Source organism: Methylobacterium sp. CB376, assembly GCF_029714205.1.
GTDB lineage: Bacteria > Pseudomonadota > Alphaproteobacteria > Rhizobiales > Beijerinckiaceae > Methylobacterium.
This window is the reverse complement of sequence record NZ_CP121648.1, coordinates 2,152,325-2,166,531: the sequence shown is the minus strand read 5'-3', so window position 1 is coordinate 2,166,531 and position 14,207 is coordinate 2,152,325. Positions and strand designations below refer to the sequence as shown.

Sequence of the window (14,207 nt, the reverse complement as noted above, 5' to 3'; positions counted from 1 at the left end):
GCCACGCCTGGATCGAGCGCTTCGCCTCCCAGCGAGGGGTGGCAACATGTAGCGTGGGTGCCCCACGCGCGCGTAGGCGCCTGCAACCGTGGTGGCATCAGAGACGTGGATGTTTTCCTGACACGGTTTGCCGACAGCTGCCGGCCCGTGCTCTCGAGCGAGTAGGCCGTCGGCACCCTCATCCCCTCTATGTAAGGAAAACGGTCGTTTTTTGGACAGGCCAGCCTGCGACCGAGTGCAGGTGGCGCCGTCGTCTCGCGAACTCCGGTTGCGCCGCGAGACCGCTCGGGCGCAACTTCGAGCCGGCAATTGTCTGGGGGACACGCCATGCTCGCTCCCACTCCACCGCCTCCCGCACCGACCCCGGGCGTCGTCGCAGCCGGCGTCTATGCGGCAGGCCGCCGCATCGCCGAGACCACCGTGGTGGAAGCCGGGGCCTGGGCGCGCAAGCCCGGCCACATCGTCTGGATCGGGCTCTACGAGCCCTCCGACGCGCTCCTGAGAGAGGTGCAGGCGCAGTTCAACCTGCATCCTCTCGCGATCGAGGATGCGGGCAACGCCCACCAGCGCCCGAAGGCGGAGCAGTACGATACCGGACTGTTCGTGGTGGCGCGTACCGCTCAGCTCGTCGAGGGCCGCATCGCCTTCGGGGAGACACACGTCTTCCTTGGGCGCGGCTACGTGGTGACGGTCCGGCACGGCGCCTCGACCTCCTACGCCGCCGTGCGCCAGCGCTGCGAAGCCTGCCCGACCACGCTCGCTCAGGGCGAGCACTACATGCTCTACGCCATCCTCGACTACATCGTGGACGATTACGGCCCCGTGATCCAGACGATCCACGACGAGGTCGAGGCGATCGAGGACGTCGTGCTCGCCCGCGAGCTGCAGCAGGCGGAGATCGAGCGCCTCTACATGCTGCGCCGCGACCTCCTGCGCCTGCGCAATGCCGTCGTCCCTCTGGTGGAAGTCTGCCGCAAGCTCGAACACGCCGAGACGCTGGCGATCGACGCCCACATGCAGGTGCTCTTCCGCGACGTGTCCGACCACATCCGGCGCGTGCAGGAGGAGATCGACGGCCTGCGCGAGGTGCTGGCCTTCGCCTTCGAGGCGAGCCTGATGATCGGCCAGACGCAGCAGACCCACATCGCGCGGCGCCTCGCCGCTTGGGCTGCCATCCTGGCAGTACCGACCGCCGTGGCGGGCATCTACGGCATGAACTTCAAGAACATGCCAGAGCTGGAGCTGCAATACGGCTACTTCATCGTGCTCTGCGCGATCGTACTGGTGTGCGGGGTGCTCTACCAGCGCTTCCGCAAGTTCGGGTGGTTGTAGTCACGGCCGCACCACGGGCGTCGGTGCGCCTTCTGACGATCAGCTTCGGCGAGTTGATCACGGCCGGTTCTGACCCGTGCTGGGCCGTCGAGGTGGGGATCAACGACGCCGATCTCGGGCGGAGCGGTGCTCCGTCCGGTACTCCGGCCAACTGTTCAGCTCTACTCCCATGTGAGCAGACAAGCATGATCCAGGGGCAGCCGCCCTCCTCCGGTGTTCCGATGATCGTAGGAGCCAGGTATCGCATCGCCTCGGGCATTGGTCCGATGTTGAACTCCGGCCTTCAGCAGCTAGAACCGGCTGCGTGATCGAGAAGCTTGCGCGCGTACTCCTGACCGGCGTGATCGGGGCGTCGCTGGCCGCCGCACCAGTGCGATCCGCTCCGAGTACGGCCACGATGGAGACGGTCGGGCAGGCGCTCTGCCGTCTCATCGAGAGCTCCGCCAGAGCCAGAGGGCTGCCGGTGCCCTTTCTCACCCGCCTGATCTGGAGGGAGAGCGGCTTCCGGACCAGCGCCACTAGTTCAGCGGGCGCGCAGGGTGTGGCCCAGTTCATGCCCGGCACCTCGCGCGAGCGCGGCCTCTCTGACCCCTTTGACCCGGAGCAGGCCATCCCGCACGCGGCGCATCTCCTGGCCGATCTGCGCAAGCGGTTCGGCAACCTTGGCCTTGCTGCCGCCGCCTACAACGGCGGCCCAACCCGTGTGGCCAATTGGCTTGCTGGCTCGGGCAGCCTCCCCGCCGAGACGCGGGCCTACGTCCACGCGGTCACGGGCAGAGCAGTGGAGGAGTGGCGTGCCCCGGCAATGGCGAGACCCGATACGCTCACCGGTGAGATATCTGGTGCGACCTCTCCCGGGGACGCGGGCAACACTCGCGCGGTGGGCAAGGCAGCGGAGACTGGCGGGGCGAAGCGCGCCGCCCCCTCAGCCGCTCTGGCGGCAGCCGGGCGGGGAGCGGAGACGGGTCCGAGCTGCGCACAAGTCACCGCGGGGCTGCGTGTCCCGTCACGCCCCGAACGTGCCTCGCCCCTTGCTCTTGAGCCCATTGTCGTCCCGCCAGCTCCGCCGCCGTGGGGACCCTGGGGCGTTCAGCTGGCCGGCAACTTCTCCAAGGAGCAGGCCCTCGAGAGCTTTGTGCGCACGCGTTCCGCCTATGCCAAGGTGATCGGGGAGGCTCGCCCGATGATCATCGGGACGCGCCTGCTGAGCCGGGGCGGCGGGGCGTTCTACCGGGTCCGCATTCCGGCCCAGAGCCAAGCGGAAGCGACCGCACTCTGCGGGAAGATCCGCACAGCCGGTGGTGCCTGCCTGGTCCTGAAAACCTGAAGGGCAGCAGACCGGTCGTGTCCCTACTGGTGGTGTAGCTCGCCGGGAGCGAGAGAGCCCGCCTGCGCGCCCATCACAGCGCTGAAGCAGGCGGGATCTCTCGCGGGGTGGTCATCGGCGGTTGCCGGGTAGGGTCGGGTTGCTGGCACCAACCGCGAACCCGAGAGACCTCCGATGACCGACGAGATGATGAGCCTGCGCGGGCTGCTGGAGAAGAGCGCCGACGCGGACCTGCTGCGCGAGATGATCGGCTTTGCGGCCGAGCGGCTGATGGAGCTGGAGGTAGGCGGCCTGACCGGGGCGGCCCACGGCGAGAAGAGCGCCGAGCGGCTGGTCCAGCGCAACGGCTATCGTGACCGGGACTGGCAGACGCGGGCGGGCACGGTCGAGCTGCGCATCCCCAAGCTGCGCAAGGGCTCGTACTTCCCGGCTTTCCTGGAGCCGCGCCGCATGGCCGAGAAGGCACTCACCGCCGTGATCCAGGAGGCGTACATCCAGGGCATCTCGACCCGCTCGGTCGATGATCTCGTTCAAGCCATGGGCGGCACCGGCGTGTCCAAGAGCCAAGTCTCGCGGCTCTGCCAGGAGATCGACGAGCGCGTGGGCGCGTTCCTTGACCGGCCGATCGAAGGCGAGTGGCCGTCTCTCTGGATCGACGCGACCTCCGTGAAGGTGCGCCAGGACGGTCGTATCGTCTCGGTGGCGGTGATCGTGGCGGTGGGCGTGAACAGCGACGGGCGCAGAGAAGTGCTCGGCATGGACGTTGGCCCCTCCGAGGCCGAGACCTTCTGGACCGACTTCCTCCGGAAACTCGCCCGGCGCGGTCTGCGCGGCGTGAGGCTTGTGATCTCGGACGCGCACGAGGGCATCAAGGCCTCGGTTGCCAAGGTGATGAATGCCACCTGGCAGAGGTGCCGCGTCCCCTTCATGAGGACCGTGCTGGCCCACGCCGGCCGCAGCGGGCGGCGCGTCGTGTCGGCCTTCATCGCCACCGCCTTCGCCCAGGACGACGCGGAGGCCGCCCGTCAGCAGTGGCGGCGCGTGGCCGATCAACTCCGGCCCAAGGTCCCTAAACTCGCCGCCCTGATGGACGCGGCCGAACCGGACGTGCTGGCCTACATGGGCTTTCCCGCCCAGCATCGGGTCAAGCTGCACTCCACGAACCCGCTGGAGCGCCTCAACGGCGAGATCAAGCGGCGCACCGAGGTGGTCGGCATCTTCCCCAACGAAGCCGCGATCACGCGCCTTGTTGGCGCGATCCTGCTCGAACAGAACGACGAGTGGGCCGTCCAGCGCGCCCGCTCCATCACCCTGGAAAGCATCGCCCCCATCGGCGATGATCCCCTCGTCAGCCTGCCCACCCTGGCAGCCTGATCGTCCCGGCCCCAGTCGGTGATCGGGGTGACCACGCCGAAGCTACACCACGCCTGGGGACACGACCCCATCCCCCACCACGAGCGGACCAACCTGCTGCAAGCCGAGTTGGCTGAAGCTGCAGAAGTCCGGGTGGTCTACGCGCCGCGGCGGTCCGCCCATGAGGCTCGCGCGCGAACCATAGCTCTCAGCCCGAACCACAGCTCTCAGCCGCGTCGTCCAGGCTGAAATCATTCCGCGGTCATCGGCTCGCTCCGCCTCCCACGTAAAAGACGCCGGTCTGCTTCCTGCCTAGGGTGGGACGTTGGTCGGGGGCGTCTCGAAGAAGCGTGAGCGGAAGACCTGGGCGCAGGTCGCGCAACTGATCGTGAACCAGATCCGGGGTCACCCGGGCGGCGAAAACCTGATCTTCCTCCGGTTTGACCGTGATGCCGAGAGTAAGGCGTCCCCGGGATTTTCTACAGGAACGGCGACCGCCTCCGTGAACGGAAGTCGCGTCTTCGCACGGTTCGCCGTCGAGCTGATGAGGTACTACAGCCGTGAGTACGACGTCACGTCGTTCACGCTGCGTTAGGGTCCGCGGTCCGCCCGCGAGGCCGTCGATCACAAGGACGTCGGCAGCTTGTCGCGCTGTCTCCTTACAGGTCGCCGATGTTGCTGATTCACCTATGTGGGGGACGCCTCTGCGAAGGAGGCGCACACCCTGGCTCCCGTCGGAAAGCCCGTCATGCAACGGTTGCCGAGGTCCCGAGCTCAGATCGAAGCCCTCATCCTGGCGGAAGCCCGCAGCAGCCCCGGTGGGGCGTGCGTTGTCGGGTTTCGGTTCACTCCTTCACCAGGCGGGAAGGATAGCCCGGGCTTTGCCCTCGATTTTAAGGGGGGTAGCGAAGAAGAGCATTTCAATATGGTGCAGACAGTTGCCGAGATGATCTGGCAGCTTTTTCGCATCTACGAGATGCGAACCTTCATGCTTCACTGAAGATCGTTGATGGTTCGCGAGGCTGTCAATCGCGAGGGGGCGGGTCATGCGGCAACTCCAACCGCGGCCCGCCCGGCCTCGGTCAGCGTCAGCAGCCCGAGCCAGCGGTGGTGATTGCGTCGAGGGTGCCGAACCGGACGCCATCACCTGATCGGCGTGGCGTCAGGACAGGTGAACTCAAGGCTGAACGCGACAGCAAGCAGGATCAGCCTGTTGTAAACCAATTAAAAAAGCTGAGAGTCTGATCAGACGTTCCTCAATTATATAGACAGTTGCCTCTAGTCGGACACGTCCATGCTCGACCGTGCTGGATTGCGCTGTGTCATCTCGGCGGAACAAACCGCACAGCATCAGCTTGATCCGGCCTGGACCAAGCGAGGATGCATGCACGACGACCGCACTGACGCCACGAAGCCGGACATCGACCGCCGGACCTGGCTGGCACCCGCCTTGATCGGGTCCGCAGCAGCCCTCGGCGCGTCGGCATTGTACACTGTCGCGAAAGCCCGTGAGGCCGAGCGCCGTCACCCGCCCATCGGCCGCTTCATGACCGTCGATGGCGTGCGCCTGCACTACGTCGAACGCGGGCAGGGCGACCCCCTGGTGCTCATCCACGGCAACGGCACCATGATCCAGGACTTCCTGGTCAGCGGCATCGTCGAGGATCTCGCCACGCGCCACCGCGTCATCATTATCGACCGTCCCGGCTACGGCTACAGCGCGCGGCCGCGGGCTCTCTGGACGCCGAGGGCACACGCGACCTTGTTCCAGAAGGCGCTGAAGCGTCTCGGCGTGTCGCAGGCAGTGGTGCTCGGTCATTCGTGGGGCAGCTTGGTCGCCGTCGCCCTCGCGCTGCAGGCCCCGCACCTCGTACGCAGCCTCGTGCTCGCCTCGGGCTACTATTATCCAACGCTGCGGGCCGATGTGGTTCTGTTCTCGCCGCCGGCGATCCCGGTGGTTGGCGACGTCATGCGCTACACGGTGTCACCGGTCGTCTCCCGGCTCATCCTGCCGGGGTTGTTCAAGGCCATGTTCGCGCCTGCCGCGGTGCCGGAGCGCTTTGACGAGCAGATGCCGAAGGAGCTGATGCTACGCCCCTCTCAGCTCCGAGCTGCGGCCGAAGATGCGGCGCTGATGACGCCCGTCACGGTGGGGCTTCAGGAGCACTACCGCGACCTGATGCTGCCGGTGGTGATCGTGACGGGTGCGGACGATCAGATCGCGGATGTTGGCCGGCAGTCCGAGCGGCTGCATCGGGAGTTGCCTGACAGCGAACTCATCGTCGTTCCGGGAATGGGGCACATGATCCATCACCTGGCGCCCGATCAGGTCATCAAAGCCGTCGCGCGTGCGGCGGAGCAAACCAGCGTCAAAGCTGGCCACGAGCGGAGACCAGTCAAGGTCGGTGCGAATGAAGCCTCATTCCGAATGTCCAAGCCTGCTGCTTGAATTCGTTCAGAGCGGGCAGGTGGAGCAGGCCGGTACGGCAGCAGGAAGCATCCTCGCCTATCTGGCCGGCCTGCCAGACCTGCAGGCGCAAGTTCTCGCCCTTGACGATCTTTAGGACGAGTTAGCGGAACGCTGCGCCTCCCTCGCCGTCAGCGGCGAGGCCGAGGACCGACATATCGCCGTTGAGGACGCGATCGAGCAGGCGCGAGGCACCCTGAAAGCGCAATCGCAGTGATCACGTCCATCCTGCGGACAAAGAGTCAGGTGAGGATGCTGTACAACCAGCAACCGAGCAGCAGGGCGCGGCGCGGGACGGTCCTTGTCGCGCGAAGCGCCTCCCCGGGAGGTTAGTCTTGATCGCAGCAGGCTCGCGCCCCAACGTCCGACAGCCTCCATTCGGGACAGAACAGGTGCGGGCCCGGGTCAGGGGCGCACCGCCCGAGGGAACCCGATCACACGCTTAAACTCGAGGGAATGAAGAAGGATCATATGCTGTAATCTGCCCAAACCAGGTGCGGGAGGATCAGATGTCTGCGAATTGGAAGGCAGTTAAAGAAGACTTGGATTGGAGCCTGAATAAAGGGAATGATGTGAAGGGGCGAGCTGAATTGAAGGAAGCGTTCAGCAAAGGAGACGCTAAAGCCATCAGCTCGGCTAATGAAGCGTTCAAATTAGGGCAGCGAGATAATCACAAGTTGGCAAATTTTTTGAGATGTGCGCACGAAGATAGTAATAGACTATACAATATTGGTCGAAAGCTGATCAATCTAAAGCCGGTTTGAGATCTGAAGAAGGTTTCATCATGGACGGCTTCGGATAATGAAGGCCAGCGGCCTCACCCTGGCACAGCGATGCCGTAGAGGTCGACGCACGGCGTACCGCGGCAGGCCTCGCGCATTCGGGCGGCGGTCGATGCCGTTGAGCAGGAGGTCAGTAAGGTCGGAACGTAGGGCAGGCACGCTCATCCGGCCGTGGCGATCCGCTCCTACCGCGCACGCTGCTGTGGCGATGGCAATGTGGAGCCCGTCCTCGATCTCCCCGGCGGTAATAGCCGGCCATCGGCCCTCCCCGAATGTGGGGGACAGAGGACTGCTTCTGGCGCACACTCCGTTCTTGGCCGGAGGCGCCTTCGATGCAGCGTGAGCGGAAGACGTGGGCGCAAGTCGCGCGAATGATCTTGATACAGATCCAGGGTCGCCCAGGAGGCGAAAATCTGATTGCACTCCGATTTAATCCAGTCGCGGCTGGCAATGTTTTTCCGGGCTTCTCCATTCAGACAGCAACCAATTCAGCGGACGAAAGCCGCGCGTTCGCTCAAACCGTGGTCGAGCTGATGAGTCATTACAGCCGCGAGTACGAGATCAGCTCGCTTACGGTACACTAGCTTTAGCATGTCGCCCTCGAAGCTATCGATCACGAGAGGGTGGGTCGTGCCGGGGCGTGTCGCAAATGTTTAACGGCCGAAAAATCTCCTCCGAACAGAGAATTACAATGCCTGCTCGCCGCCTGCTCACCCACTCCGACGAGGTCAGTGAACTGGTTTGACGGGCCTGATATCGCCCCGTCGGACCGGGGTGCGCCTCTGCCGGGAGCATAATTCTCTACGGCCAAAACCTTTGCGACACGCCCGGCCTCAAAGGCTCACCGCACAGGCACAACATCCCCCTCACCAATAGCATGGCCGGACCGCTCGGGGGCAACTCGGCCTGATGCTGGAGCGGACCATCTCCGCCAGCAATTACCCAGGGGGTGCGCTCGGTCGCGGCGTGACGCCGGCGAGGAGCCGATGGGGGCGCTCGCGGCGCCTCTTGCCCGGAGCCGCTTTGGCTGATTCCCTCGGGAGATGGGCCGCCACGATTTGGAACGTCTGAGCAAAGAGGAGTTGATCGAACTGGTGCTGCGCCTGCAGCGGCCGGAGAAGACCTCGCGCACCTCCTCCAAGCCGCCCTCCACGGATCGCAAGGAGCGGCGCGAGCAGGCCAAGCCTGGCGGCGCCAAGCCGGGTCACGAGGGGCATAGCCGCGCGCTCAGTCCCGATCCTGACGAGGTCGTCGCCCACCGCCCAGGTCAGTGCCCCTGCTGCGGCGGTACCCTGGCGGCCGACCTGCCCGCCGAGATCGTCAGCGTGTGCGAGCAGATCGAGTTGCCCGCGGTGACGCCGTTCGTCACCCGGCATCAGCGGCTCGCGGTGCATTGCCCCTCATGTGGCACCCGCGTCGTCGCTCCGGTGCCGCGGGAGGCGTGCGGCACACCGTTCGGTCCGCGGCTGCACGCGGTGGCGGTGTACCTGAAGACCTTCCAGGCTCTGTCCTACGAGCGCCTGCAAGCCGCGCTGGGCGACCTGTTCGGGCTGACCCTGAGCCAGGGCGGGCTGATGAACCTGCTGCGGCGGGCCCAGGGGCAGTTCCGCGTTGGTCGCGAGGCGGCGGTCTCGGCACTGCGCCGGGCCGCGGTGGTCGCCTCGGACGAGACCGGCGTACGCATCGAAGGCAGCAACGCGTACCATTGGGTCTTCCGCTCGGACGAGGCGGTCGTTCATCACGCCGCCCCGACGCGCGCCGCCGCGGTGGTGCACGCGATGATGGACGGGCACCGGCCCGCGGTGTGGCTGTCGGACCGCTACACCGCCCAGCAGGGGGGCCACGGCGCGCGGCACCAGACCTGCCTGGCGCGTCTGGCGCGACGTCGCCTACGCGGTCGAGGTCAGCGAAGATCCGGTGCCGCTGCGCCTGCAGTTGTGGCTCGGGTCCGTGTTCAGCCTGGCCGAGCGCGTCATCGACTTGGCGGCCTCGACGCTCTCGGCCAAGCGCCGGGCACTGGAGCGGCAGCTGTCGGAGATCCTGTCCGCCCCGAGCCGTTGCGACCTGAGCCGCGCTCTGCAAGCCAAGATCGGCAGGGCCCGTGATCAACTCCTGGTCTTCCTCGACCATCCCGGGTGCGTGGCGGTCACCAACAACGGGTGTGAGCGCGCTCTGCGCCCGGCAGTGGTGCAACGCAAGGTGACGAACGGCTACCGTGCTATGTGGGCGGCCGCAGGCGAGGCGGACGTGCGCACGGTCGTCGACACCGCTCGCCTCTCGGGGGCCGGCACCTTCGCCACCCTCCTCAAGACCATCGGCGCCCGATCGTGCCCCGCGCCGCCCACCTCATCGCAGATAAGCTCAGCCGGCTCCGACACCGGGCCGGACCCCCCTGGGTAATTACCTCCGCCAGCAGGATCGCTCATCACGAGGCGACGCTGACCTCGACGCTCATGTTCTGGAAGGCGTTCGTTGCGCCAAGAAGGCTGCCGGCCACCGGCATGGCCTGCCGGATGTCGCGGGCGACGGCGACCGGGATCAGGTTCGCGCCGCCCATGCTGTGGTTGGGTCGAACGTGATCCAGCCCGCGCCTGGCACGTAGACCTCGCCCCACGCGTGCGTCGAGCCGGCATTCGCCGAGCCTACCAGGGTCTGGGTCGGGTGATAGAGGCAACCGGAGACGATCCGGGTCCCGAAGCCGAGGCTGCGCACGGCTTCGACGAACAGGGTCGCGAGATCTCGGCAGGACCCTTGTGCGAAGGACAGGCTTTGGCTCGGCGACTGCGTGCCTTCGTCCTCGCGGGCTTGGTAGGCAACGCACCGGGCAACACCGGCACTCGGATCCTGCAGCAGCGACAGGGTATCCGTCGGGTTCCCCGCGACGAAGCCCTGCGCCCAGGCTCTCAGCCCTCCATCGTCAGGGTATTGCTGAACCGTCAGGAGGCCGAGGTCGCCCCACTCGTCGTCGGAGTAGCGAAAGGGATAGGAGATGGCGGAAGCAGCGATCGGAAAGACCGGGTAGGCTGCAGCCGAAAGAACGACCTGCGCGACGCTCTCGATCACGAGCGTATCCGATGGCTGGCCGAACGTGGCCGTTGCCACGGCATTGCCGAACACGTCGTTGGCCCAGCTCAGCGTGGCTCAGGGCGTCAAAGTGATGTTGCTGGACACCAAGCGCACGTCGCGGTTTTCGCGCGGTCGCAGCATCAGCCGATGCGCCCCGAGTGTCACGGGGTGCCGAAATCGGTAGAGAGTTCGGTGCTGGATGTGCAGGTCGACCATCGCTTGCTCCTCGTGCCGGCCGGAACAGCACCGATGCTTCCGGCCGCGATCCCCATCACCACGCCTCCAAACCGATCGGTTTGCTCCGGCGATCCTCGAAACTGCGACTCGCGGCGCCTCCGAGTTAACGGACATGGACGAGGAAAGCTGTCATGTTAGCCGCGCGAAGATGAAGGTTGGCCGGATGACGGACCGCTCGATCGAACTGGACGAGCGGCGCGGGATGGCCGCTCAGAAGGCCACGACGCTCCGCCGCAGGCGGGCCGCCGTGAAAGCACAACACGCGGACCTTGTCGCGCGCCAGCACGACCTCGAAGCCAACCTGTTCTCGGCGGAAGCCGCGACGTGGCCGGAAGCGGTTCAGAAGGCGCGATACCTGCTGGAGCGCTTCTCCGCCTCGCTGTCCTGCGACGATCCTCGCTTGCACAGCATGGTGGCTGCCGTGCTGGCTGATTTCACGCGCCTGTCGGAGTCGGTCACGTCAGATGGACGAGACGGGGCGGCCCCCGACGTCTGACCAGGGGGATCCTCATGAGTGACGATCGCAAGCGCGGAAACCGCGAAGCCAAGAAGCCGAAGAAGGAAAAGCCGAAGACCATTGCGGCTGCCCCGAGCACCAAGGGCCAGGCGGTTACAACCGCCAAGTCCGGGGCGAAACACTAGCGCAGCCAGTTGCTTAACCGTGCCGCACTCGTCCCGGCGTGCCGCCGGATGTGGTTGCCGAATAGGCCCGTCCGAACGCGCGTTTGGCCACAAGCGGAGCAGGGTAGCGAGGTCTTTTCATCTGGGCGCCTTGCCATCGGTGCTGAAGCGGCCCATACTAAGCGTATCGATCTTTGGCCGGACTTCCGGGCCTCGTCGCCCTGCTGAGCGGGGCGCATGCTCTGACACTCTCTCCAAATCCTATCGATCATCCGAGCCTTGGCGCTGCTGATCGCGCGCCAAGCTCACGCCTGCACTTACGAAACTATGGATACGACTATGAGCATCGGCACCGTGAAGTGGTTCAACGGCCAGAAGGGCTTCGGTTTCATTCAGCCGGAGGATGGCAGCAAGGACGTGTTCGTTCACATCTCCGCCGTCGAGCGCGCGGGCCTGCAGACGCTGTCTGAGGGCCAGAAGGTCTCCTACGAGATGGAGACGGATCGCCGGAGCGGCAAGCAGTCGGCCGGCAATCTCCGGGCGGAGTAGTCCGGTTTGCACCGGGGTGCGGACCTCGTCGTCCGTACCCCCTGCTCCTCACGAGGAGTCCGAACTCGAATGGATTTCACAACGTGGATTTTACTTTCACTTCAGTCGCAAATTGCCAGCCCGTCTTGATCGAAGTCGAAACGTTTCAGGTACAGCAGATCTGGAGGCAGCAGGCTCAGGAACGGCTGGATGTCAGTCACCTGATCGACCGCACCTACCGCTACCACTCGGTGCGGGAGTTGCGCTGGCACCTCGCCGACCGGTTCTCGGGCCCGGTCCACTCGCTCAGCCTGAGCCGAGTCTGACGGATGGGCGGGTTCAAGGAGGCCTCGTTCGGCGAGCGGCTGAAGTCCTCCGCCGAGGCCAGAAGCGCCATGCTTGTCCGCTCCGCGCGGAGCGCAGCGGACGATGTAGCGCTCACGGCGCGGCGCGCCTAGCGGCAGGCCGTCGCCGAGGCGCGCATCACGCGGTTGGTCGAACGGGAAGCCGCCCGCCAGGCGGAGGCGGCCCGCGTACAGGCCGAGCAGGCCGCGTTACGCGAGCAGGAGGCTGTGCTGCGCGAGAAGGAGGCCGCGGATCAGGCGCGGGATGTCGCTGAGGCGTCGGCCCGCGCGACGACGCTCCAGGCCGAGCAGAAAGCCGCGCGGGATGCCCGGTACGCGGCGCGCAAGGCGCGCCAACGCGGCTGAGCGAGCTTCGCCAACGCCGCAGCGTGCTTGAGAACGACACGTCGTCCGCCAACATCAGGAATAATCAATGTCGCACAAACTCAAGCTTCATCAGAACGTGAAGATGCGTCCGGCCGGATTCTCCGACAAGCTCGTGAGCAGCGGCGAGGTCTTCGAGATCGTGCGGCTGATGCCGGAGGATCGCACTGGGGAAGCGACTTACCGCATTCGCTCCCGCATGGGTGAGCGTGCGGTTCGGGAGAGCGAGATCGCTCCGGCTCTTTGAGCATGCGTTCTCAACCGGAACGCGGCGACCAAGCACGGCTGTTCATCCGGCCCGGCCTCCACTCATGAGTATCGTTTGTCTGGAACCTGGATGTTGGATCGCCGGCTGACGGCATGGGAAGGCCGCACCAACCCCCACCTGAACTGTCCTTATCGATCCAGGCCCGCCTCCCCATTGCGTATGTTTGATTGGACGATTGGAGGAGAAACGGCCAGGGCCAAGAACTCGTTACGGGGGCAGCCCGCATTTCCTCCGGTGCGGGGTTCAAGCCGCGCCGGACGGCCACGAGCGCCTACCCGCCGCATAGAGCCAGAATGTTCCTGGAGTCGTTAGAGCCAATCGCTGGTGATTTGCACAAACGTGTCGTTGTGGGACGGCCTTGGCCATTTGAAGATTCACCCTAGAAACTGAGCTGTATCCAAACCTTCTGCGCTGTGCGACTGTGAGCGTGAGGGCTTAATCTCGAGCTCCTAGGATTGATTGTGCCCGACCTGAATTCCGATGCGGGGCTGTTCGGTCCTGAATTTGGAACCATCTCAACGGTTGACTCTGTTGGGATTTCCCTATGTGGTCTCCGCGAGATCTCACCTGGCGGGGCACGGTTGCTCGTGCCGCCTGAGGCGGAGTTCCCAGACGACCTGGACCTCATGTTCGGCCCGCGTCCGATCAGGGTCCGTTGCAGCGTCGTTTGGCGGGCTCCAGGCCAGTTAGGCGTGGCATTCCTGACATAGGACCTGTGGCTCGACCGCCACTGCAACGGGGGCATCCGCTCCGGCCAGCAGGCCCTAACTTGCAGTCCCCTGCGGCGGCAGGTCCGGGAATGAGATCGTTACGGTCACGCCAGCGTCGCTGCGGATGTCGATCTCGCCCTCGATCTGCTGCACCAGGGAGCGCACCAGACCATAGCACGTCGCCACCGATCGCGACCAGCGCCGGCTCGCCCCCAGGGCCAACCTTCGGCCCCGCCATCGCCGCGGCGGTTCGGCCGGTGAATAGGTCGACGCCCATGCGCGCGTTGTAGTCCTCCGCCCGCTCGGACCTCGAAGCCCCGGTCGTGGCCTCGAGCGGGGTCTTGGCGGAGTTGAGCTTCGCGAGCGCCCGGCGCTCGGTCGTGTGCAGCTTGCGCAGGGCGTGCCAGAGCTGCGCGTCGAAGTCGGTGTTGCCGCAGATCGGAGCCAGACGGTCCCGAGACAGCCACTGCGCGATCCCGAACGCCCCCGAGCGCGGGTTCACCGAGGTCAGGCCGCCGCGGGCCTCCACGGCCGACCAGCGCGCCACCAGGGCCTTCGCGCCCAGCTCCGAGAGCCGCCCCCTTCACCAGAACGTCGACCGCGTGCTGCTGCCGCTCCGCGGTCCACCAGCCGCCGATGCCCGCGTTGCCCCGGAGCCGCGGGAGAGCACCACGCAGGGTGGGCGCGGAGCCGCCGCTACCTCCCCGCCCCGCCGGCCACCGGAACGCCGTACACGCCCCCGCCTGAGCCCCAGAGCCGTCCAGGCCGGGCCCGCAGCTGCGCATGGA

15 protein-coding genes and 2 pseudogenes are annotated in these 14,207 nt (G+C 66.0%); 15 read left to right on the top strand and 2 right to left on the bottom strand.

Going from position 1 to position 14,207, the window contains the following annotated elements; translation table 11 throughout:
* Positions 1–327: 327 nt before the first annotated feature.
* From corA to QA634_RS09680, 4 genes are all read left to right on the top strand, one after another.
* Positions 328–1,332, top strand: a complete 1,005-nt coding sequence (gene corA, locus QA634_RS09695; RefSeq protein WP_012331792.1) for a magnesium/cobalt transporter CorA — start codon at positions 328–330, stop codon at positions 1,330–1,332.
* Positions 1,333–1,636: 304 nt separating this feature from the next.
* Entirely contained in the window at positions 1,637–2,659 is a 1,023-nt protein-coding gene (locus QA634_RS09690) for a lytic transglycosylase domain-containing protein (protein WP_012331790.1), read from the top strand.
* Between the two features lie 174 nt (positions 2,660–2,833).
* Positions 2,834–4,033: an IS256 family transposase gene (locus QA634_RS09685; protein WP_012330728.1), complete on the top strand. Its 1,200-nt coding sequence runs from the start codon at positions 2,834–2,836 to the stop codon at positions 4,031–4,033.
* 304 nt (positions 4,034–4,337) lie between these two features.
* Positions 4,338–4,607, top strand: coding sequence for a hypothetical protein (locus QA634_RS09680; protein WP_012331789.1), 270 nt, complete (start codon positions 4,338–4,340; stop codon positions 4,605–4,607).
* A gap of 258 nt (positions 4,608–4,865) precedes the next feature.
* On the opposite strand, the gene QA634_RS09675 is transcribed toward QA634_RS09680, so the two are convergent.
* On the bottom strand, positions 4,866–5,060 hold the full coding sequence (locus QA634_RS09675) for a hypothetical protein (protein ID WP_150108621.1): 195 nt from the start codon (positions 5,058–5,060) through the stop codon (positions 4,866–4,868).
* Between the two features lie 336 nt (positions 5,061–5,396).
* On the opposite strand from QA634_RS09675, the gene QA634_RS09670 reads away from it, so the two are divergent.
* From QA634_RS09670 to tnpC, 4 genes and pseudogenes are all read left to right on the top strand, one after another.
* Positions 5,397–6,461, top strand: a complete 1,065-nt coding sequence (locus QA634_RS09670; RefSeq protein ID WP_012331788.1) for an alpha/beta fold hydrolase — start codon at positions 5,397–5,399, stop codon at positions 6,459–6,461.
* 527 nt (positions 6,462–6,988) lie between these two features.
* Complete coding sequence (locus QA634_RS09665) at positions 6,989–7,243, top strand: hypothetical protein (protein WP_150108620.1); 255 nt, start codon at positions 6,989–6,991, stop codon at positions 7,241–7,243.
* Between the two features lie 350 nt (positions 7,244–7,593).
* Positions 7,594–7,845 carry a hypothetical protein gene (locus QA634_RS09660; RefSeq protein WP_236728744.1) on the top strand — a complete coding sequence of 84 codons (252 nt, stop codon included), beginning with the start codon at positions 7,594–7,596 and terminating at the stop codon, positions 7,843–7,845.
* Between the two features lie 459 nt (positions 7,846–8,304).
* A pseudogene (gene tnpC, locus QA634_RS09655) lies at positions 8,305–9,583 on the top strand (IS66 family transposase); the annotation flags it as partial.
* A 103-nt stretch (positions 9,584–9,686) separates the two neighbouring features.
* Here the strand turns inward: tnpC and QA634_RS09650 are convergent.
* Positions 9,687–10,543: pseudogene (locus tag QA634_RS09650) on the bottom strand (transglutaminase family protein).
* A 133-nt stretch (positions 10,544–10,676) separates the two neighbouring features.
* Between QA634_RS09650 and QA634_RS09645 the strand changes: the two are divergent.
* From QA634_RS09645 to QA634_RS35840, 7 genes are all read left to right on the top strand, one after another.
* Positions 10,677–11,060, top strand: a complete 384-nt coding sequence (locus tag QA634_RS09645; RefSeq protein WP_012331787.1) for a hypothetical protein — start codon at positions 10,677–10,679, stop codon at positions 11,058–11,060.
* Between the two features lie 14 nt (positions 11,061–11,074).
* Entirely contained in the window at positions 11,075–11,206 is a 132-nt protein-coding gene (locus tag QA634_RS09640) for a hypothetical protein (protein ID WP_265576574.1), read from the top strand.
* A gap of 318 nt (positions 11,207–11,524) precedes the next feature.
* A complete protein-coding gene (locus tag QA634_RS09635; protein ID WP_018261828.1) occupies positions 11,525–11,734 on the top strand; it encodes a cold-shock protein in 210 nt (69 codons plus the stop codon).
* A 125-nt stretch (positions 11,735–11,859) separates the two neighbouring features.
* Positions 11,860–12,039, top strand: a complete 180-nt coding sequence (locus QA634_RS09630; RefSeq protein WP_415926905.1) for a hypothetical protein — start codon at positions 11,860–11,862, stop codon at positions 12,037–12,039.
* A gap of 165 nt (positions 12,040–12,204) precedes the next feature.
* Positions 12,205–12,423, top strand: coding sequence for a DUF6481 family protein (locus tag QA634_RS35550; RefSeq protein WP_012331784.1), 219 nt, complete (start codon positions 12,205–12,207; stop codon positions 12,421–12,423).
* A 67-nt stretch (positions 12,424–12,490) separates the two neighbouring features.
* A complete protein-coding gene (locus QA634_RS09620; protein ID WP_012331783.1) occupies positions 12,491–12,688 on the top strand; it encodes a hypothetical protein in 198 nt (65 codons plus the stop codon).
* A gap of 482 nt (positions 12,689–13,170) precedes the next feature.
* Positions 13,171–13,419, top strand: a complete 249-nt coding sequence (locus tag QA634_RS35840; RefSeq protein WP_157182194.1) for a PilZ domain-containing protein — start codon at positions 13,171–13,173, stop codon at positions 13,417–13,419.
* The last annotated feature ends 788 nt before the right edge of the window (positions 13,420–14,207 follow it).